This window comes from Janthinobacterium sp. PSPC3-1 (assembly GCF_049896105.1).
Lineage (GTDB): Bacteria > Pseudomonadota > Gammaproteobacteria > Burkholderiales > Burkholderiaceae_D > Janthinobacterium.
This window is the reverse complement of record NZ_JAFCTQ010000013.1, coordinates 143,743-162,045: the sequence shown is the minus strand read 5'-3', so window position 1 is coordinate 162,045 and position 18,303 is coordinate 143,743. Positions and strand designations below refer to the sequence as shown.

General features: G+C 58.0%; 17 protein-coding genes. 2 read left to right on the top strand and 15 right to left on the bottom strand.

What is annotated here, in order from left to right; genetic code table 11:
* The first annotated feature begins 55 nt into the window (after window positions 1-55).
* Window positions 56-718: an FxDxF family PEP-CTERM protein gene (locus ACP7B7_RS15920; protein WP_426077277.1), complete on the top strand. Its 663-nt coding sequence runs from the start codon at window positions 56-58 to the stop codon at window positions 716-718.
* Window positions 719-960: 242 nt separating this feature from the next.
* Window positions 961-1,410 carry a hypothetical protein gene (locus ACP7B7_RS15915; RefSeq protein WP_426077276.1) on the top strand — a complete coding sequence of 150 codons (450 nt, stop codon included), beginning with the start codon at window positions 961-963 and terminating at the stop codon, window positions 1,408-1,410.
* A gap of 304 nt (window positions 1,411-1,714) precedes the next feature.
* Here the strand turns inward: ACP7B7_RS15915 and ACP7B7_RS15910 are convergent, their stop codons facing one another.
* The 15 genes from ACP7B7_RS15910 to rimP form a co-directional block, all read right to left on the bottom strand.
* A complete protein-coding gene (locus tag ACP7B7_RS15910; RefSeq protein WP_426077275.1) occupies window positions 1,715-2,104 on the bottom strand; it encodes a hypothetical protein in 390 nt (129 codons plus the stop codon).
* Window positions 2,105-2,237: 133 nt separating this feature from the next.
* Window positions 2,238-2,798 (bottom strand): hypothetical protein, encoded by a 561-nt coding sequence (locus ACP7B7_RS15905; protein WP_308922797.1) that lies wholly within the window; start codon window positions 2,796-2,798, stop codon window positions 2,238-2,240.
* A gap of 179 nt (window positions 2,799-2,977) precedes the next feature.
* On the bottom strand, window positions 2,978-3,313 hold the full coding sequence (locus tag ACP7B7_RS15900; protein ID WP_374694331.1) for an energy transducer TonB: 336 nt from the start codon (window positions 3,311-3,313) through the stop codon (window positions 2,978-2,980).
* Window positions 3,314-3,355: 42 nt separating this feature from the next.
* Window positions 3,356-3,691: an energy transducer TonB gene (locus tag ACP7B7_RS15895; protein ID WP_308922799.1), complete on the bottom strand. Its 336-nt coding sequence runs from the start codon at window positions 3,689-3,691 to the stop codon at window positions 3,356-3,358.
* A 112-nt stretch (window positions 3,692-3,803) separates the two neighbouring features.
* A complete protein-coding gene (locus ACP7B7_RS15890) occupies window positions 3,804-5,579 on the bottom strand; it encodes a methyl-accepting chemotaxis protein (RefSeq protein ID WP_426077274.1) in 1,776 nt (591 codons plus the stop codon).
* Window positions 5,580-6,110: 531 nt separating this feature from the next.
* Window positions 6,111-6,563, bottom strand: a complete 453-nt coding sequence (locus tag ACP7B7_RS15885; RefSeq protein ID WP_426077273.1) for a hypothetical protein — start codon at window positions 6,561-6,563, stop codon at window positions 6,111-6,113.
* Window positions 6,563-7,558: a tRNA dihydrouridine(20/20a) synthase DusA gene (gene dusA, locus ACP7B7_RS15880; RefSeq protein WP_426077272.1), complete on the bottom strand. Its 996-nt coding sequence runs from the start codon at window positions 7,556-7,558 to the stop codon at window positions 6,563-6,565. The genes ACP7B7_RS15885 and dusA overlap by 1 nt, the downstream gene beginning before the upstream one ends.
* 569 nt (window positions 7,559-8,127) lie before the next feature.
* On the bottom strand, window positions 8,128-8,508 hold the full coding sequence (locus tag ACP7B7_RS15875; protein WP_308922803.1) for a hypothetical protein: 381 nt from the start codon (window positions 8,506-8,508) through the stop codon (window positions 8,128-8,130).
* Window positions 8,495-9,256: a hypothetical protein gene (locus ACP7B7_RS15870; RefSeq protein ID WP_308922804.1), complete on the bottom strand. Its 762-nt coding sequence runs from the start codon at window positions 9,254-9,256 to the stop codon at window positions 8,495-8,497. Before ACP7B7_RS15870 ends, ACP7B7_RS15875 begins: the two co-directional genes overlap by 14 nt.
* 371 nt (window positions 9,257-9,627) lie before the next feature.
* Window positions 9,628-11,460 carry a translational GTPase TypA gene (gene typA / locus ACP7B7_RS15865; protein ID WP_426077271.1) on the bottom strand — a complete coding sequence of 611 codons (1,833 nt, stop codon included), beginning with the start codon at window positions 11,458-11,460 and terminating at the stop codon, window positions 9,628-9,630.
* Between the two features lie 222 nt (window positions 11,461-11,682).
* Window positions 11,683-12,618, bottom strand: coding sequence for a tRNA pseudouridine(55) synthase TruB (gene truB / locus ACP7B7_RS15860; protein ID WP_426077270.1), 936 nt, complete (start codon window positions 12,616-12,618; stop codon window positions 11,683-11,685).
* Window positions 12,619-12,620: 2 nt separating this feature from the next.
* Window positions 12,621-13,043 carry a 30S ribosome-binding factor RbfA gene (gene rbfA / locus ACP7B7_RS15855; RefSeq protein WP_308922807.1) on the bottom strand — a complete coding sequence of 141 codons (423 nt, stop codon included), beginning with the start codon at window positions 13,041-13,043 and terminating at the stop codon, window positions 12,621-12,623.
* A gap of 116 nt (window positions 13,044-13,159) precedes the next feature.
* A complete protein-coding gene (gene infB / locus ACP7B7_RS15850; RefSeq protein ID WP_308922808.1) occupies window positions 13,160-16,021 on the bottom strand; it encodes a translation initiation factor IF-2 in 2,862 nt (953 codons plus the stop codon).
* Between the two features lie 46 nt (window positions 16,022-16,067).
* Window positions 16,068-17,633 (bottom strand): transcription termination factor NusA, encoded by a 1,566-nt coding sequence (nusA, locus tag ACP7B7_RS15845; RefSeq protein ID WP_308922809.1) that lies wholly within the window; start codon window positions 17,631-17,633, stop codon window positions 16,068-16,070.
* Entirely contained in the window at window positions 17,630-18,118 is a 489-nt protein-coding gene (rimP, locus tag ACP7B7_RS15840) for a ribosome maturation factor RimP (protein ID WP_065307322.1), read from the bottom strand. The genes nusA and rimP overlap by 4 nt, the downstream gene beginning before the upstream one ends.
* Window positions 18,119-18,303 lie beyond the last annotated feature (185 nt).

The following is an 18,303-nucleotide window of genomic DNA, read 5'->3' as shown; positions in this document are numbered from 1 at the left end:
ATTTGCATGTCAATCGGGAAACAAGATTATTTTTAAACCAACAAACGGAAATACCATGAAATTGCCAACCATCTTCTTGAACATTGCCGCCCTGGCGACCCTGCTGTCGGCCGGTGCCGCCAGCGCAGCAACCGAGCTGGTGGTCAACGGCAGCTTTGAAAGCAACTCGATCAGTTCGTCGTCGGCACAGCTCAGCAGTGTTACCGGCTGGACCTCGTCAATCAGCGGCAATTCGGCATTCGAGATCCAGAAAGGCTCGACCCAGGGCGGCGCCAGCGGCTTCATGCCAACCGCAGCCAACGGCGTGCAATACCTGGAATTGAACACCGACCGCCTGACCTCGATTTCGCAAACCATCAGCACCACCGCCGGCAGCAGCTATTTGCTGTCGTTCGCCTACTCGGGCCGTCCCGATACGGCGGGCAATGCCAGCAGCCTGATGAATGTGTACTGGGGCAACACGCTGCTGACCGCCAGCCCGCTGGTCGGCACCACCACGCCAACCTGGCAGACCTTCAGCCAGACCGTCAGCGCCCTGGGTTCCTCGACCGTGCTGCGTTTTGAATCGGTCGGCCCAACCTCGGCGCCTACCTACGGCTCCTACCTGGACAATGTCTCGGTGTCGGTGTCGGCGGTGCCGGAACCACAAACCTACGCCATGATGCTGCTGGGCCTGGGCCTGATGGGTTTCATCGCACGCCGCAAGCGCCAGGCATAAGCATCACGTACCAGCGCACCGTTTTCTGACGAGCCACCCCGCAGCCATGCCGGGTGGCTTTTTTCATGGGCGCGACACCATAAAATTCGGTCCTTGTTGCCCAATAGAATTAGATTGAGGCTACAATACTTTACTTATGTCAAACAATGCCAAGCGCGCATTGTTCCGCCGGGGCCGCCACCGCGCCTTGATTACCAATACGCATTGATAGAACAGGATGGCGAGCGCCATCAGTACCGACCATGGCTGAAGAAAAACCGACTACTGAAACGAGTTCCTACGGCAAGGACACCCCTGTGGGCCGGCCGGATATCGATGGCCGCGCCGGCGTCTTCGTGCCGACGGAAGAGTTTGACATCAACAATACGACCACCTTCCGCAAGGGGGCCGGGATCGTCGGTTTCGGCAATCACGACGGCACCCTGACCGTGTATTTCGAATCGAACCGTTTCGATGAAAGCAATCTGCACAAGTGGGAAAACAAGGCGCGCAAGGCGTATGACCGCATGGTGATGGGTGCGCCGACGGTGTCAAAAGGAAAGTTTGACGCGCGCTTCCTGGAGCAGGTCGGGATCATCGATGGCATGGGCATCAATCTGAAGCACCCGGAACGGCTGACGCATTGGCTGGCGGTATCGAACCTGCCCGACACGGCGCCGGAAGAGCCGGTGGTGCGCTGGAAAAATCGCTGAAACGGGCTGTCAACCAGCTATAGCTGAGTCCGCAAGCATTTGTCCTACACGGTGGCGGACATTCATCTGATTCTTGTAGGAATTAAAGATAGCTATGATGGAGTCATACCGTTAGCGCACAAGCGCTCAACTTGCCACCCATCAGGAGTCCATCATGTCCCGCCTTATTCCCTTCAGCTTTGGTGCCTTCCAAATCAGTCTGGCTGGCGCGGCCGTGTATATCCTGTGCTCGGCGGACGTGTTGCACCAGGCGTCAGTCTACTTCCACTGAAACGCCTGAGGTTGCCACTGCTGCCACTGCCGATCAGCGGCGGCCGTGATAGCGGCCATGCCCGCCCCATCCGCCACGCGGGCCACGGTAGCCCGAGCGCCCGAAGCCGAACATGAAGTCCAGCCCGATCGATACGGGCGGATTGTAATAATAAGGCTGCGGCGCATACACGGGCGCCGGCACATACACCGGTTGCTGCACATACACAGGCTGCTGCTGCACGTACACCGGTTCACTCGTATATTCCACCCGCGGCGCGCTGACCACGCGCGACGACTGCACCGGCTCGGACGAGACCGTATGCCACTGATAGGGATCGTAGGCCGCCTGCGGCGCACGCGTGCCATAGTAGGCCGGGCCGGGCGGCGCCACCACGCAGCCGCCGAGGGCGGCCATCGAGATTACTGCCAACAAGGTTTTCATCGCACACTCCTTTTCCAATCTAGTAGTGTAAGAAATAAAGCGTCCCGGCGCTGCGGATTTACCGAATGTTACACGCCGATGCAGAGCGCAACATGAAGCGTGGCGCGCTCGCGACAAAGCGGCGCCAGCGGCTTCAGATAAACGGAATCTCGCACTTGTCGATCGCCTTGCCGGACGCGTCATGGCGTTGCGCGCACACCTGGTAGCGCACGCCGAAATCGAGTTCGATCTGCTCCACCTTGCCATACTTCAAACCGATCGTGTGTTGCACCTGCTGCTTGCCGGCCAGCGCCGCCACGTCCTTCGGGATCGCCATGGCCGTCTGCACTTCGTCCTGGCGCGCTTCCTGGCGCCGCGCCACGTCGATCGCCAGCGCAAAAGTCATGTTGACGCCGCCATCGGCATAGGCGAACGACGGTGCGCTGCGCTGGGCCCGCATGACGCCCCAGGCGCACTGCTTGTCCTGCGCCTCGCAGCGCTTGAGTTGCGCCAGCGGAAAATACTCGGCGGCCACCTTGCCATGCTTGATGGGCCAGCTGGTCCGTACGCCATCGCGTTTGCCGCTCATCGGATTGACCCAGCTGAGGCTGTTGACGAGCGCCACCGTCTGCCCCGTTTCCAGTCCGGGCGGGGTGCTGAAACCGGCGCAGGCCGACAGGGAAACGACAGTGGCGGCGGCAAGGGATAGTTTCAAGATGGAATGCATGATGGCCTCTGGGCATGAAAGAAACACGGCAGTATAGTGCCGAGCGTAACAGATACGGCGCGCCGTGGCGTGGCGTACATGACAGAACGGGCGGCTCCGCAATCGCGGCACCGCCCGTCAGGGGTGACAAACATCGATCCGGCCAGGGCGAACCTGGCCGGCGGCGATCAGTCCAGCTTCCAGTTGTAGTCGACCTTGGTCCAGGTCTGTGCCGCAGCGCCATCCTTGGTGCCCGGCTTGAACTTGCATGCCGACAAAGCCTTGATGGCGGCCTTGTCCAGGTTCTTGAAGCCGCTGCTCTTTTCGATTTTCGAATCGGCAACGCTACCATCGGCATTGACCAGGAAGGACATCGACACCGTGCCCTGCTCCTCGTTCATCAGCGATGCTTTCGGATAATCGGCCTTGCAGGTCTTGGCATCGAAGGATGCGGGAACCTCTGCCGCAAAGCTAGCGGACGAGACAGAAAACAGCAATGCAGCTGCAACACCCATATGACGCATACTTTTAGACATTTGTTTCCCCAATAAAATCAAACAGAGTGATTACAGCTTCCAGGAATAATCGACCTTGGTCCAGGTTTGGGCCACGCTGCCATCCTTGGTGCCTGGCTTGAACTTGCAGGCGCTGATGGCCTTGACGGCGGCCTTGTCCAGATTGCGAAAACCGCTGCTTTTATCGACTTTCGAATCGACCACCTTGCCGTCGGCCGAGACCAGGAACGACATCGTCACGTCGCCCTGCTCTTCATTGACGAGCGAAGCTTTCGGATATTCAGCCTTGCAGCTTTTTGCATCGAAGGTCGCTGGCACTTCGCTGGCCAGGACGGTGGCGCTCACGCCGGAGAGGAGTACAGCTGCGATAACACTACGCTTATTCATAGTTACACTTTTTCAACAACGTTAAACAAATTCGTAAAACCGGCTGCGCGATTGACCGCGCAGCCCAGGACTCTACTGCCACCATGGCACTGCTACTGGATGCTGCTACAACTTAAAACTCTTCCCACTCGTCATTGCTGGTGCTGGCCGCAGCGGCACGCTTGCCGGCCTTGGGCGCGGCAGGAGCGGCAGGGGTGGCCGCTTCGGTCTTGCGTGCCAGCGACTTGACCGGACGCAGAGGCGCGGCCGGCTTGCGTACCACCACCGCTGCCGGGGCTTTTACCTGCGCTGGCGCCGGCACGTAGGCCGCCGCGCGCTCTTCGCCCTCGACCAGCTTGAAGATGCTGACCACATGCGACAGTTCGGCCGCCTGGTCCTGCAGGCTTTGCGCCGCAGCGGCCGCTTGCTCGACCAGCGCCGCATTCTGCTGCGTCATGCCGTCCATCTCGATGATCGACAGGTTGACCTGTTCGATGCCGGCGCTCTGCTCGGCGCTGGCGCTGGCGATCTCGCTCATGATGTCGGTGACGCGGCGCACGCTGTCGACCACTTCACCCATCGTCACGCCGGCCTGGCCGACCAGGCGCGTGCCGCGTTCGGTCTTCTCGGCCGAATCGTCGATCAGGATCTTGATTTCCTTGGCGGCGCCGGCCGAACGCTGGGCCAGGTTGCGCACTTCGGAGGCCACCACGGCAAAGCCGCGGCCTTGCTCGCCGGCACGTGCCGCTTCCACGGCCGCATTGAGCGCCAGGATATTGGTCTGGAAGGCGATGCCATCGATCACGCCGATGATGTCGACAATCTTCTTGGCCGATTCGTTGATCGAGCTCATGGTATCGACCACTTGCGACACCACCGAGCCGCCCTTGATGGCGACGTCCGACGCGGTGGCGGCCAGCTTGTTGGCTTCACGGGCGTTGTCGGCGTTCTGTTTCACGGTCGAGGTCAGCTCTTCCATGGCGGATGCGGTTTTTTCCAGCGCGCTGGCCTGCATCTCGGTGCGCGAGGACAGGTCGATATTGCCGTCGGCAATTTCACGCGAGGCCGTGCCGATGGTTTCCGTGCCCACCCGCACCTGGCCGACGATGCCGACCAGGCTGTTGCGCATTTCCTTCATTTCCGCCAGCAGGCTGGAATTGTCCGAGCTTTGCGTATGGATGCCGATCGACAGGTCGCCCTTGGCGATGCTGCCGGCGATCGATGCCGTGTAGTCGGGTTCGCCGCCCAGCTGCTTGAGCAGGCCGCGGGTAATCACCAGTGCGGCCGCCACGCCCAGCGCCACGGCCAGTACGCCCAGCACGATCATGAACAGGCGCGCGCTGTCGAAAGCCTTGCGGGCATCCGATTGCATCTGCTCGTTGAGCTTGTCTTCCAGGGTGGCCAGTTGTTCCAGCGCATCGATCCATTTTTTCTGGACCGGACGGATTTCCTTGATCATCACGCGCGTCGCCGCTTCGGCATCGTTGGCCATCCACAGCGCCGAGGCCTTGGCTATCGCCGGCATGGCGGCCGCTTCATATTCCTTGATGGAAGCGAGCAAGGTTTTTTCTTCGGCCGTCGATTCGATGGCGAACTTGGCTTCCAGCTTTTTCTGTGTTTCCTGGTAGGTATTGGTCTGCGCCTTGATGCGCGCCATTTCCGGCTCCATGTCGCCCGAGTCTGTCATCAGGGTCAGGATGCGCAGCGAAGTGATGCGGTCGCTGACATTGCCACGCATGTCGATCACCAGGCGGGTGACGACGTTGTTGACGTTAATGACGTGATCGAGACGTTCCTGGATTTGCGCCATGCGCGCAATGCCGAGTATCGTCACAGCCACCAGCAGAACCAGTACCAGGGCGAACCCCAGGCCCAGGCGTGTACCAACCTTCATTTTTGCTAAATTCATTTCGGCTCTTCGTAAATGAAACTATTGATAAGAATTTTGCCCGGCACGACAAGACGAACGCTGCACAACGCCAATATCCGCCAAGGGCCTGATCAGCCCGCCAGCGGTACCGGCTGCACGCAACACGGTGTGATTCCTGTCCCGGCAGCCCTGCGAATACCGCAGTGACTGCGCATGCAAATTTGCCTCTCATATTGCTTTCTATCTACGATTAATTCCACCGCGACATATAAAATACACATGAGAAATATTTGTCTATAATCAATTATAGGTGTAAATTTTGCCTCAAAGCAAGCATTAACTGCCTGAATAAGTTGCAGATTAACTTTCTTCGGGGAAATGACAACATCGCCGTTTCTTGCACCGTAGAAATGCCCCATGACTGTGCAAGGGTGTGCCAAAACAGCACATTGTCAACATGCGATGCCATGCGAACGGGCGTTTTTTCACCAGAAAAAGGCAGGAATGAGGGCGGCGGGAAGATGCCTGAAAAACAGTATTAAGGACCTGATATGGCGTAAAAACGACGCCTCAGCTATCCCAGCTGCAATGCAGCAAACAGGCGTGACCGGCAACGCCAAACACATACACGCTCGAGATGGCACCCAGCTGCCCGGCCAGGCTGCGCCGGCCATCGGACACCAGCCGATACCATTGCGGCTCGGCCTCGAACATGTCAAATAATTCGCGCTCGAAACCTTCGAACAGGCGGGTATCCAGTGGCTGGCGGTCAAGCTCGCTCATCGGGCGCAGTCGCTCGAGCAGCCACTGGCGCGGCGTACAGGCGGCGCCGCTGCAAATCACCGTATCGAGTCGCGGCAGGGACAGGCCTTCGGGCGACAGGCCCAGCGCATCGCACAGTATCGGCAACGCCGCAGCGGGCGAGACGGCGCCCAGATATTCACACAGAAAAGCGCTGCCATCGTCTTTCAACGCGCTGACCGCTTGCAGGTAGCCGTGCAGCTGGCGCGCCTTGTCGTGCATCAGCCATGCGCCGGCGACAGACGCGCCGCCGCTTCGAGCAGCAGGCGCGGGTCGCCCGAGGCCAGTTTTTTTGAATCGGACAAGGTCTGGCGGAACCCGCGCGCGCCGGGCAGGTTCTGCATCAGGCCCAGCATGTGGCGCGTGATGCTGTTGAGCTTCATGCGGTCCTCTTTTGCCAACTGCGCACTGATATACGGAATCATGGCTTCGAGCACCTGTTCGCGCGTTTTGACGTCGGACGCATCGCCGTAATAGCGCTGGTCGAACTGCGCCATCACATACGGGTTGTGATACGCCTCGCGGCCCAGCATCACGCCGTCCAGGTGCTGCAGATGCAGGTCGATCTCGTCCAGCGTCTTGATGCCGCCATTGATGATGAATTCGAATTGCGGAAAGTCGCGCTTGAGCTGATAGGCGTACTCATACTTCAGCGGCGGCACTTCGCGGTTTTCCTTGGGGCTCAGGCCTTTCAGGATGGCATTGCGTGCATGCACGATAAAGGTCTTGCAGCCGGCCTCGGCCACCGTGCCGACAAAATCGCGCACGAAGTCATACGACTCGCTGTCGTCGATGCCGATGCGGTGCTTGACCGTGACGTCGATATCGACCACGTCGCGCATGGCTTTCACGCAGTCGGCCACCAGTTGCCGCTCGGCCATCAGGCAGGCGCCGAATGCCCCTTTTTGCACGCGCTCGGACGGGCAACCGCAGTTCAGGTTGATCTCGTCATAGCCCCACTGCTGGCCCAGTTTCGCGCTGGTGGCCAGGTCCTTCGGATCGCTGCCGCCCAGCTGCAGCGCCACCGGATGCTCTTCCTCGTTGAAGCGCAGATGGCGCTCCACGTCGCCGTACACCAGCGCGCCGGTGGTCACCATCTCGGTATACAACCAGGTATGGCGCGTGATCTCGCGATGAAACTTGCGGCAATGGCGGTCGGTCCAGTCCATCATCGGGGCGACGGACAGCACCCGACTACCTACTTTAGATAAATCCATTTGATTTCCAAACGTAAGTTGCTTTCTTGAATTTTTTAAATTTATTTCAATTTAATACAAAAATATTGATGATTTTTTATGCTCAAATTCACCAGCTAAGCTCCTCAAGATGCCAAGCACATGATTTATTGCCGCGTGATATCGGTATATCAATAGAAGTCGCCTGAGTAGAAAAATCTTGATATATTCAATGAGCAACACCAAGACGATTCAATGTTGCGAATAAATGAGCAAGCAATATTTCAAGATATTTCACCACAAACAGAGCGATTACTCCATTACATGAAATATCCATGCGACGCAATAGATTTGACGCGATTATCAAAAATGCAGAAGACATACGGAAAAGAATTCCATAGTTAAACTATGGAAAATTCCGTAGAAATATGGATCAAATGGAGGCGAGTTGGAAATATCTTAGAGCTATGCTTGCAAACCGGAATCAAGGAGAAAAATACTTCAGAACACTTGATTAGATGGCTAACTGCTTATATATTAGGTCATTGAGCAAGCGTAATACTAACTGAACAATGTAGTGATATAACAATCAAATAAAAAATTAGCTTATTTTATTTGGTTTCATCAAAAAGGACTTGAGTCTGCGAAGCTACATCTTGTAGATCCTTGGCATCCAATGGCGTCTTGAGATAGTAATCCGAGTCAACACGCTTACCGCACAGAAAGCGTAATAGCTTGCCTATAGCTACAGATTGATCTTTTAAATCGTCTTCCAACTTCGGATCTGGATATGCAAGTTGATTGATAAGCTGTTCGTGCTTTCCAGTTGCTGAACGTACCGACCCAGGACGAGGCAGCGCCACATGATACGCAAAACAACGGTGATAGGCAGCATAATAATGTCTACTGAGCGCGGCACGAATCATCGCCTCATCAGCTGCGGTCTTAGCAATAGCAGTCGCTGCACCAAACAGTTGCTCAGGCGTACTCATGAGCGCTCGCAATTAAAACGTCAAATGCAGGAGACTTACTAATATCAAGCTCGCGCTCCTTTCGTGCTAGCGCCTTATTCAGCTGAAAAACCTCTGATGGTGTGCCTACAACTCGCAAAACCATGGTAATGCCAGTCAAACCACCAGCAATATTACTCGTTACAATATCACCTGCAAGCACATCGAAAGCTTTGTGAGCGCGGAGTACTGCACCGGCCGCTTCCATGTGACTCACCACATCCTTATCAGACAAACCAGCACTCTCCATTATGGCCGCAGCCTCGCTAATCAATCCTTCAGGCATGGCGGAAATATCCAAACCCATCTCACGAGCACGCTTTAATTGATCGTTTATCATTTTGAAGGCTCCTATTTCCATCCCGGTAAGAACTCCGGTCTTGAACTCACCATTCTCTGGCTGAAGAACCTCCACAAGTATATCTAGAGCTTGGGTATAGCAACCAAGTGCAGATAGCGAAGAACACCAGTTCAGTAAAAAGGTAAGTTCACGGGAAAGCTTCAATGCTCTGTTGAAACAAGCATTTACCTCTGCTATGTCACCTGTGGTTGCATATAGCATACCCATGACAGCCCAACCGCTTGCGGCATCAACGGCAAGCAACTTCTCGCAATCACGCTTCAACTGCCTCCACGCAAACGTGTTTGGATCAGCGTAACATCCAGTGGACCGGAGTACGTTGAGGCTATCAATCAGTTCGTTGGTTTTGGTGAGTGGTTGTGCGGACATTTCATCTATTCTAATCGTTCAGCCGTGCTAACGCCGCACGACTTACATCTGTTTACTTGTTTCCAACCGATAATAACAGAAGTTAACTTCAACCGCTCACCTCAGGTCAAGATTCGATGAGAAGTAGCGACGAAACGACGGCGATTTTGGGTTACGTCTTAGCAAACCGTCCCATACTAAATTTTCATTGACCCGTCTTACCTCACCTAGTCTACCACCTATGCGTCCGGAAGAACAAGACGGATGAAGTCATGGTTGCCATGAAAACAGGGCTGCAAACGACAAACCCGCTGCGCGCATCACCGGTTAGTGTCATGCGGCGCAGCGGGTTTGGATGCAGCATGGCCCACAGGCCATGCTCGCACTACATATTACGCGTCACGCGACGCTTTTTTACGCTCGTGCTCTTTCAGGAAGCGCTTGCGCAGGCGGATCGATTTCGGGGTGATTTCGACCAGTTCGTCGTCCTCGATGAATTCGACCGCGTATTCCAGCGACATCTGGATTGGTGGTACCAGGCGTACCGCTTCGTCGGTACCCGACGAACGCACGTTGGTCAGCTGCTTGCCCTTGATCGGGTTGACGACCAGGTCGTTGTCGCGCGAGTGGATGCCGATGACCATGCCTTCGTAGACCGGATCGTTGTGCGACACGAACATGCGGCCGCGGTCCTGCAGTTTCCAGATCGCGTAGGCAACAGCGGCGCCGTCGTCTTGCGAGATCAGCACGCCGTTGCGACGGCCGGCCATTTCGCCACGGCTGTTATCGACCGGTGCGTATTCGTGGAACACGTGGCTCATCAGGCCGGTGCCGCGGGTCAGGGTCATGAATTCGCCCTGGAAGCCGATCAGGCCACGCGCAGGGATCAGATACTCGAGACGCACGCGGCCCTTGCCATCCGATTCCATGTTCTGCAGGTCGCCACGACGACGGCCCAGTTCTTCCATCACGCCGCCCTGGTTGGCTTCTTCCACGTCAACCGACAGGTTTTCAAACGGCTCGTGGCGCACGCCATCGACCATCTTGAACACCACGCGTGGACGCGATACGGCCAGTTCGAAGCCTTCGCGGCGCATGTTTTCGATCAGGATGGTCAGGTGCAGCTCGCCGCGGCCCGATACTTCGAAGATCGTGTCGTCGTCGGTTGGCGCTACGCGCAGGGCAACGTTGGCTTTCAGTTCGCGGTCCAGGCGGTCGCGCAGCTGACGCGAGGTCACGAATTTGCCTTCGCGGCCAGCCAGTGGCGAGTTGTTGACCATGAAGTTCATGGTCAGGGTCGGCTCGTCGACGGTCAGCATCGGCAGCGCTTCCGGGGTATCCGGTGCGCACAGGGTCGAACCGATGCCGATTTCGTCGATACCGTTGATCAGGCAGATGTCGCCGGCCACCGCTTCGTCCACCAGCACGCGCTCCAGGCCCTTGAAGTTCAGCACCTGGTTGATGCGGCCTTTGACTGGCGTTGCGCCTGGGCCATTGATGACCAGCACGTCCTGGCCGACCTTGACGGTACCGCGGTTGACGCGGCCAATGCCGATCTTGCCGACGTACGACGAGTAGTCCAGCGAGGTGATCTGCATCTGCAGCGGGCCTTCCGGATTGTCGTCACGCACTGGTACGTGTTCCAGGATGGCGTCGAACATCGGCTTCATGTCGCCGCTGCGGATATCTTCCGTCAGGCCGGCGTAGCCGTTCAGGCCCGAAGCGTAGACGATAGGGAAATCGAGTTGTTCGTCGGTTGCGCCCAGCTTGTCGAACAGTTCGAACGTCTGGTTGATGGCCCAGTCCGGACGTGCGCCTGGACGGTCGATCTTGTTGACGATGACGATAGGCTTCAGACCCAGTGCCAGCGCCTTGCGCGTGACGAAACGGGTTTGTGGCATCGGGCCTTCTTGTGCATCGATCAGCAGCAATACCGAGTCAACCATCGACAGCACGCGCTCCACTTCGCCGCCGAAGTCGGCGTGGCCTGGGGTGTCGACGATATTGATGTGGGTGCCTTCGTACTCAACAGCGCAGTTCTTCGACAGAATCGTAATGCCGCGCTCCTTTTCCAGGTCGTTCGAGTCCATGACTCGGGTGTCGACCGCTTGGTTTTCACGGAAGGTGCCGGACTGGCGCAGCAGTTGATCCACCAGCGTGGTTTTGCCGTGGTCAACGTGGGCGATGATGGCGATATTACGAATTGCGCGTTTTGTAGTAGACATGGTCGTTATATTTGCTGAAAAACTGCAGGGAGCGTACGGGGTGTACGGTGCGTTTCGATACTGGCTGAAACTGGAACCGCGTAGTATAGCATGTTGCGTTGCGGCGCTATTTAAAAATGCTTGCGGGTCCAGACTTCAGGAATGGTTGGGTTAAAAATGCAACATAACCCATTAACGGCTGGGATCGGACCCTGAGGGTCCGATCCCGGTACTTGCTTCGGGTTACTGGTGCGCGGTAGCAATCAAGCGTTCCGGCGCCAGGATGCTGTACTCCTGCAACTGGCCCGTGCCCAGCAGTTTGGCGTCGTGATATACGCGCACCCTGCCCGGTTCGGCTGGCACGACGACCTCTTCCTTGCCCAGCGCAATACGCTGGCCATGCAAAAAGCGCTTGGCCAGTTCCTGCGTCAGTTGCACCGCCGGAAAACTCGACAGCAAGGCGTCGACCGGAGCAAGCAAGCTCAACGGTTCGGCATGCGCCGTCAGTTCGTCCAGCGTAATCACGCCATCGAGCGTCAGTTCGCCCACCTGCGTGCGGCGCAAGGCGTTCAGGTGCGCACCGCAACCCAGGGCATTGCCGATGTCTTCGCCCAGCACGCGGATATAGGTACCCTTGCTGCACATCACCGACAGTTTCAGGAACGGCGCTTCGTAGCTGAGAAACTCCAGCTTGTGGATGGTCACCGGGCGCGCTTCGCGCTCCAGGGTAATGCCGGCGCGCGCATATTCATACAGCGGCTTGCCGTCGCGCTTCAGGGCCGAGTACATCGGCGGCGTCTGCAGAATCGGCCCGCGGAACTGCGCCAGCACGGCGTCGATCTGCTCTTGCGTGACGTTCACCTCGCGGGTGGCGATGACGGTGCCTTCGGTGTCGCCCGTGTCGGTGGTCAACCCCAGATGCACCAGGGTTTCATAGGTCTTGTCGGCTTCGAGCAAATCCTGCGAAAACTTGGTGGCCTCGCCAAAGCACAGCGGCAGCAGCCCGGTGGCGAACGGGTCCAGCGTGCCGGTATGGCCCGCTTTCTTGGCGTTCAGCACGCGCTTGGACTTGATCAGCGCATCGTTGCTGGACCAGCCGACCGGCTTGTCCATCAGCAGCACGCCGTCGACCAGGTCGCGTACGCGCTTGATGCCGGGTGGTCGTTTCGGTCCCGCCACGTTTATTGCTCGCCTGCTTTATCTTCCGGCTTCTCGTCCGGTTCGGCGTCCGCCGCGCGGGTGGCGTTGGCCTTGTCGATCAGCAGCGACATTTCCATGCCGCGCGAGGTCGAGCTGTCGTGCACGAAATGCAGCATCGGCAGGGTGTGGATGTGCAGGCGCTTGCCCAGCAGGCCACGGATGAAGCCAGCGGCGGCCATCAGGCCTTCGGTGGTGTTCTTGATGGCTTCCTTGCTGTCTTTCAACATCGTGAAAAACACCTTGGCGTGCGCGTAGTCGGGCGTGATCTGCACTTCGGTAATGGTGATCATCGTGCCAACGCGCGGGTCTTTCAGTTCGTAGGCGACGATTTCGGCCAGATCGCGCTGGATCTGGTCTGCCACGCGCAAGCCGCGCGCCGGCATGGTTTTGCTATGTTTGGCCATGATTATGGTGTCCTAAGTGCCGCAGGGCGCATGGATCAAACGGTTGCCCGTTGACCAATGCGCCCCACGTGTTGTGCGCGGACAGGGTGCTGTCCGCGCGATTGTTCTTGCTGTGATTACAGGGTACGAGCGATTTCCTGGACTTCGAACACTTCCAGGGTGTCGCCAACCTGGATGTCGTTGTAGTTCTTCAGCGACAGGCCGCACTCCAGACCGGCGCGGACTTCTTTCGCGTCGTCCTTGAAGCGTTTCAGGGACTCGATCTCGCCACTCCAGACCACGATGTTGTTGCGCAACAGGCGGACCGACGAAGCACGCTTGACGACACCATCGGTGACCAGGCAACCGGCAATCGCGCCGACTTTCGAGACCAGGATAACCTGGCGGATCTCGACCTGGCCGATGACCGTTTCGCGTTTCTCTGGTGCCAACATGCCCGACAACGCCGAACGGATCTCGTCGATCGCATCGTAAATGATGTTGTAGTAGCGAATGTCCACGCCGTTCGACTCGGCCAGCTTGCGTGCCTGGGCATCAGCACGGGCGTTAAAGCCGATGATGACCGCTTTCGAGGCGACCGCCAGGTTGACGTCCGATTCCGTGATGCCACCTACCGCCGCGTGAACAACTTGTACGCGCACTTCGGAGGTCGACAGTTTCTGCAACGAACCGACCAGCGCTTCCTGCGAACCTTGCACGTCGGTTTTGATGATCAATGGCAAGTTTTTCACTTCGCCTTCGGCCATCTGGTCGAACATGTTTTCCAGTTTCGCGGCTTGCTGCTTGGCCAGTTTCACGTCGCGGAACTTACCTTGACGGAACAGACCAATTTCACGCGCCTTGCGCTCATCGGCCATCACGACCACTTCTTCACCGGCGACCGGTACTTCGGTCAGGCCCTGGATCTCGACCGGGATCGATGGACCGGCTTCGGCAATCGCCTTGCCGTTTTCGTCCAGCATGGCGCGCACGCGGCCATACGAGGAACCAGCCAGTATCACGTCGCCACGGCGCAAGGTACCCGATTGCACCAGGATCGTTGCGACCGGGCCACGGCCCTTGTCCAGACGGGCTTCGACCACCAGGCCACGGGCCGGTGCATCGACGGGCGCCGTCAGTTCCAGCACCTCGGCCTGCAGCAATACTTGTTCCAGCAGATCGTCGATACCCTGGCCCGTTTTGGCCGAGACCGGCACGAATGGCGATTCGCCACCGTATTCTTCCGGCACGACTTGTTCGGCAACCAGTTCCTGCGTCACGCGGTCAACGTTGCCACCCGGCTTGTCGACCTTGTTGATCGCCACCACCAGCGGTACGCCGGCTGCTTTCGCGTGGGCAATCGCTTCTTTGGTTTGCGGCATCACGCCATCATCGGCGGCAACCACCAGAATCACGATGTCGGTCGCCTTGGCGCCACGGGCACGCATGGCGGTAAACGCTTCGTGACCCGGGGTGTCGAGGAAGGTGATCATGCCGCGTGGCGTATCGACGTGGTAAGCGCCGATATGCTGCGTAATGCCACCGGCTTCGCCCGACGCGACCTTGGCGCGGCGGATGTAGTCCAGCAACGAGGTTTTACCATGGTCGACGTGACCCATGACGGTGACCACCGGTGCGCGCGGCTTGGTTTCGAAGTGCGCGTGTTCGCCCACATCGGCCAGCAACGCTTCCGGATCGTCCAGTTCGGCGGCAAACGCCTTGTGGCCCATTTCCTCGACCAGAATCATGGCCGTTTCCTGGTCCAGCACCTGGTTGATGGTGCACATCTGGCCCAGTTTCATCAAATGCTTGATGACTTCGGAGGCCTTGACGGACATCTTGTGCGCCAGTTCGGCCACCGTAATGGTTTCCGGCACGTGCACATCCTTGATGACGGCTTCGGTCGGCGCCTGGAAGTTCGATTCGCGGTCGTCATGGTGCGTCGGGCGACGGCCCTTGGCACCGCCACGCCAGCTGTCACGACCCGCAGGGCCGCTGTTGCCGCGTGGCTTGGGACCACCGGTGGTGCCGCGTTTTTTCGCGTCATCGGACCAGGTGGACGACACATTGGCCGACTTGATCGATTTCTTGTCTGCCACGGCAGGCTTCTTGTCGCCCGGCTTGTCGCCAGGTTTCTTGTCGGCCGGCTTGTGCAGCGTGCCTTCCGGCGCTTTCGGCTTGACCGGCACCGGTACTGGCTCAGGTGCCTTGATGGCGCGGCGTGGCGCGTTCATCATGGCCTTGATCTGGGCGACCTCGTCCGCCACGGCCTTGCGGGCGCGTTCGGTGGCTTCGGCTTTTTCAGCGGCTTCCTTGGCGGCAACGGCAGCGGCGGCGGCTTTTTTCTTGGCTTCTTCGGCGGCGGCGGCTTTTTTCGCTTCGGCGGCGGCATCGTCGGCGACTGGCGCGGCGGTGCTGGCGACCGGCGCGGCGGCGGCCTTGGCGGCGGCTTTCTTCGCTTCGGCTTCGGCTTCTTTCTTGGCGGTCAGTTCAGCCTGTTGCGTGGCTTTCGCCTGGGCTTCTTTTTCCGCGTCGAGCTTGGCCAGGCGTTCCTGTTTCTCACGCAGATCGGCTTCCTGGCGTGCGATCAGTTCAGCTTGCTTGCGAACTTCTTCTTCACGACGCGCCACTTCGGCGGGATCGATCACCGGCGCGGCAGGCGCGACCGGTTCAGGCGCAGCGACAGGCGCCGCTTCGTCGCGCTGGACGAAGGTGCGTTTCTTGCGCACTTCCACCTGGATGGTGCGCGACTTGCCGGTTGCATCGGCTTGCTTGATTTCAGTCGTTTCCTTGCGGGTCACGGTGATTTTTTTCTTTTCTGTGTCAGCCGCTGCGCCATGGGTGCGGCGCAGATGATCCAAAAGCTTGTCCTTATCATCTTTCGACAATGGATCTGACGTCGAACTTTTCTCGACGCCGGCAGAACGCAGCTGCGTCAGCAGCAAATCTGCAGGCATCTTCAGTTCGGTGGCAAATTGGGCTACGTTGTTACTCGCCATTCAGTCCTCTTTTCTATGTGTCGCGGAGATGATAAAGATACTCAAATTAAGCCTTTGCGGATTCAGCCTGACTCCATGCCTTGGCTTGCAGCGCCTTGGCACGATCGTCGTATTTCGAGTCAACCAACTTCATCTCATCGTCGGTCACATCTTTAAATTCACTTGTAATCAGTTCACGCGCACGGTCCGCAGACAAGGCCAGGATTGCGCCAAATTCGTCGTATGCCAGTGCTGCAAATGCTTCAACAGTCTTGATACCAGCCAGACCCAGCTTGCCAGCGGTGACGCGGTCCATGCCTTCCAGACCCACCAACGCCTCGTCCATGCCTTCCAGACCCTCTTCCGAAGCGATCGCTTCGGTAACCAGCGCATCACGCGCACGGGTACGGAGTTCATTGACGGTATCTTCGTCAAACGATTCGATTTCCAGCATTTCGGAAATTGGCACGTAGGCGATTTCTTCCAGACTGGCGAAACCTTCTTCCACCAGAATGTCTGCAACTTCTTGATCGACATCGAGCTTTTCCATGAACAGGATGCGCACGGCAGCCGTTTCCTGGGCAGCTTTGTCGGCCGATTCTTCGGCCGTCATGATGTTGATCTTCCAACCGGTCAGGTCGGCGGCCAGGCGCACGTTCTGGCCCGAACGGCCGATCGCGATGGCCAGGTTTTCTTCGTCGACGACCACGTCCATCGCGTGCTTTTCTTCGTCGACCATGATCGACGACACGTTCGCCGGCGCCAGGGCGCCGATCACGAACTGCGCCGGATCTTCCGACCACAACACGATGTCGACGCGCTCGCCGCCCAGCTCACCGGTGACGGCCTGCACGCGCGAACCGCGCATGCCGACGCAAGTACCGATCGGGTCGATGCGCTTGTCGGCCGTGTAGACGGCGATCTTGGCGCGGACGCCGGCATCGCGGGCGGCCGATTTAATTTCCAGCATGCCTTGTTCGATTTCCGGCACTTCCAGTTCGAACAGCTTCATGATGAAGTCCGGCGCGGTGCGCGACAGGATCACCTGCGGGCCGCGCATGTTGCGGTCGATGCGCAGGATGAAAGCACGCACGCGGTCGCCGATACGCAGATTCTCTTTCGGGATCATCTGGTCGCGTGGCAGACGCGCTTCGATTTTGCCGGACTCGACGATTGCATCGCCGCGTTCCATGCGCTTGATGGTGCCGGTGACGAGCGAGTCGCCGCGTTCCAGGAAGTCGACCAGGATCTGTTCGCGCTCGGCGTCACGCACGCGCTGCAGGACCACCTGTTTGGTGTCTTGCGCAAAGCGGCGGCCGAATTCGACGGACTCGATCGGTTCTTCGATATGGTCATCGACTTCGATGTCGGCGATCTGTTCTTTCGCCTCGAAGTGCAGGATCTCCTGATCCGGCAACTGCAGGCCGGCTTCGTCAGGCACCACGTGCCAGCGGCGGAACGATTCGAATTCGCCCGAATCGCGGTCGATCGAAACGCGGATGTCCACTTCACCCTCATATCGTTTCTTCGTGGCTTGCGCCAATGCGAATTCCAGGGCGCCGAAGACGACATCCTTATCGACGTTTTTTTCACGCGCCAGCGCGTCTACCAATAATAAAACTTCGCGACTCATGCTTTGCGTCCCTTAAAAACCACCTGCGGCACCAAGCGTGCCTTATCCACGTCGGCGAGCGTAAATTCCAACATCGCCGGACCATCCTTACCTTCAAATTCCAACGACAAATTCTCGCCCACGGGTTCTTGCAAGATCCCCTGGAACGATTTCCGGTTGTTCGTACCCGGCATCGCCTCGCGCAGCTTGACGATGATTTCCTGGCCTGCGAAACGGACAAAGTCTTCCAGCTTGCGCACCGGCCGGTCCAGGCCCGGGGAAGAAATCTCGAGGCGTTCGTAAGGAACGTTCTCTACCGTCAACACATGCGATAACTGGTGACTGACCGTGGCACAGTCTTCGACCGTGATCGGACCTTTTTCAGCGGCATCGGCGGCGCTGAAATCAATAAAGACGCGCAGCATTCCGCGCTCGGCACGTTCGACATCAACGAGCTCGTAGCCCAGACCTGTGACTGTCTTTTCAATTAATCCCAACTGCTGCAAGAAATTCTCCAGAAATAAGGCCCGTTTTCGCCCGATATCGCGCTCGGAAGCGCCAGACACCTGCAAAAACACGCATTCAATCATATATGGCCCCTCGCGGAGCCATTACAAACGGTTCAACAAAAAAAAAATGGGCATCTGCCCATCTTCTTGTATTTCCCCAACCAGATGAAAGCACTCCCCAC

Bases quoted from the DNA above. Each gene is read 5' to 3' on its own strand.
- ACP7B7_RS15875 (WP_308922803.1), bottom strand. From the start codon at position 8,508: ATGAGTACGCCTGAGCAACTGTTTGGTGCAGCGACTGCTATTGCTAAG.
- rbfA (WP_308922807.1), bottom strand. From the start codon at position 13,043: ATGGCCAAACATAGCAAAACCATGCCGGCGCGCGGCTTGCGCGTGGCA.
- ACP7B7_RS15890 (WP_426077274.1), bottom strand. From the start codon at position 5,579: ATGAATTTAGCAAAAATGAAGGTTGGTACACGCCTGGGCCTGGGGTTC.
- ACP7B7_RS15915 (WP_426077276.1), top strand. From the start codon at position 961: ATGGCTGAAGAAAAACCGACTACTGAAACGAGTTCCTACGGCAAGGAC.
- ACP7B7_RS15870 (WP_308922804.1), bottom strand. From the start codon at position 9,256: ATGTCCGCACAACCACTCACCAAAACCAACGAACTGATTGATAGCCTC.
- dusA (WP_426077272.1), bottom strand. From the start codon at position 7,558: ATGGATTTATCTAAAGTAGGTAGTCGGGTGCTGTCCGTCGCCCCGATG.
- infB (WP_308922808.1), bottom strand. From the start codon at position 16,021: ATGGCGAGTAACAACGTAGCCCAATTTGCCACCGAACTGAAGATGCCT.
- ACP7B7_RS15895 (WP_308922799.1), bottom strand. From the start codon at position 3,691: ATGAATAAGCGTAGTGTTATCGCAGCTGTACTCCTCTCCGGCGTGAGC.
- ACP7B7_RS15910 (WP_426077275.1), bottom strand. From the start codon at position 2,104: ATGAAAACCTTGTTGGCAGTAATCTCGATGGCCGCCCTCGGCGGCTGC.
- ACP7B7_RS15885 (WP_426077273.1), bottom strand. From the start codon at position 6,563: ATGCACGACAAGGCGCGCCAGCTGCACGGCTACCTGCAAGCGGTCAGC.
- nusA (WP_308922809.1), bottom strand. From the start codon at position 17,633: ATGAGTCGCGAAGTTTTATTATTGGTAGACGCGCTGGCGCGTGAAAAA.
- ACP7B7_RS15920 (WP_426077277.1), top strand. From the start codon at position 56: ATGAAATTGCCAACCATCTTCTTGAACATTGCCGCCCTGGCGACCCTG.
- ACP7B7_RS15900 (WP_374694331.1), bottom strand. From the start codon at position 3,313: ATGCGTCATATGGGTGTTGCAGCTGCATTGCTGTTTTCTGTCTCGTCC.
- typA (WP_426077271.1), bottom strand. From the start codon at position 11,460: ATGTCTACTACAAAACGCGCAATTCGTAATATCGCCATCATCGCCCAC.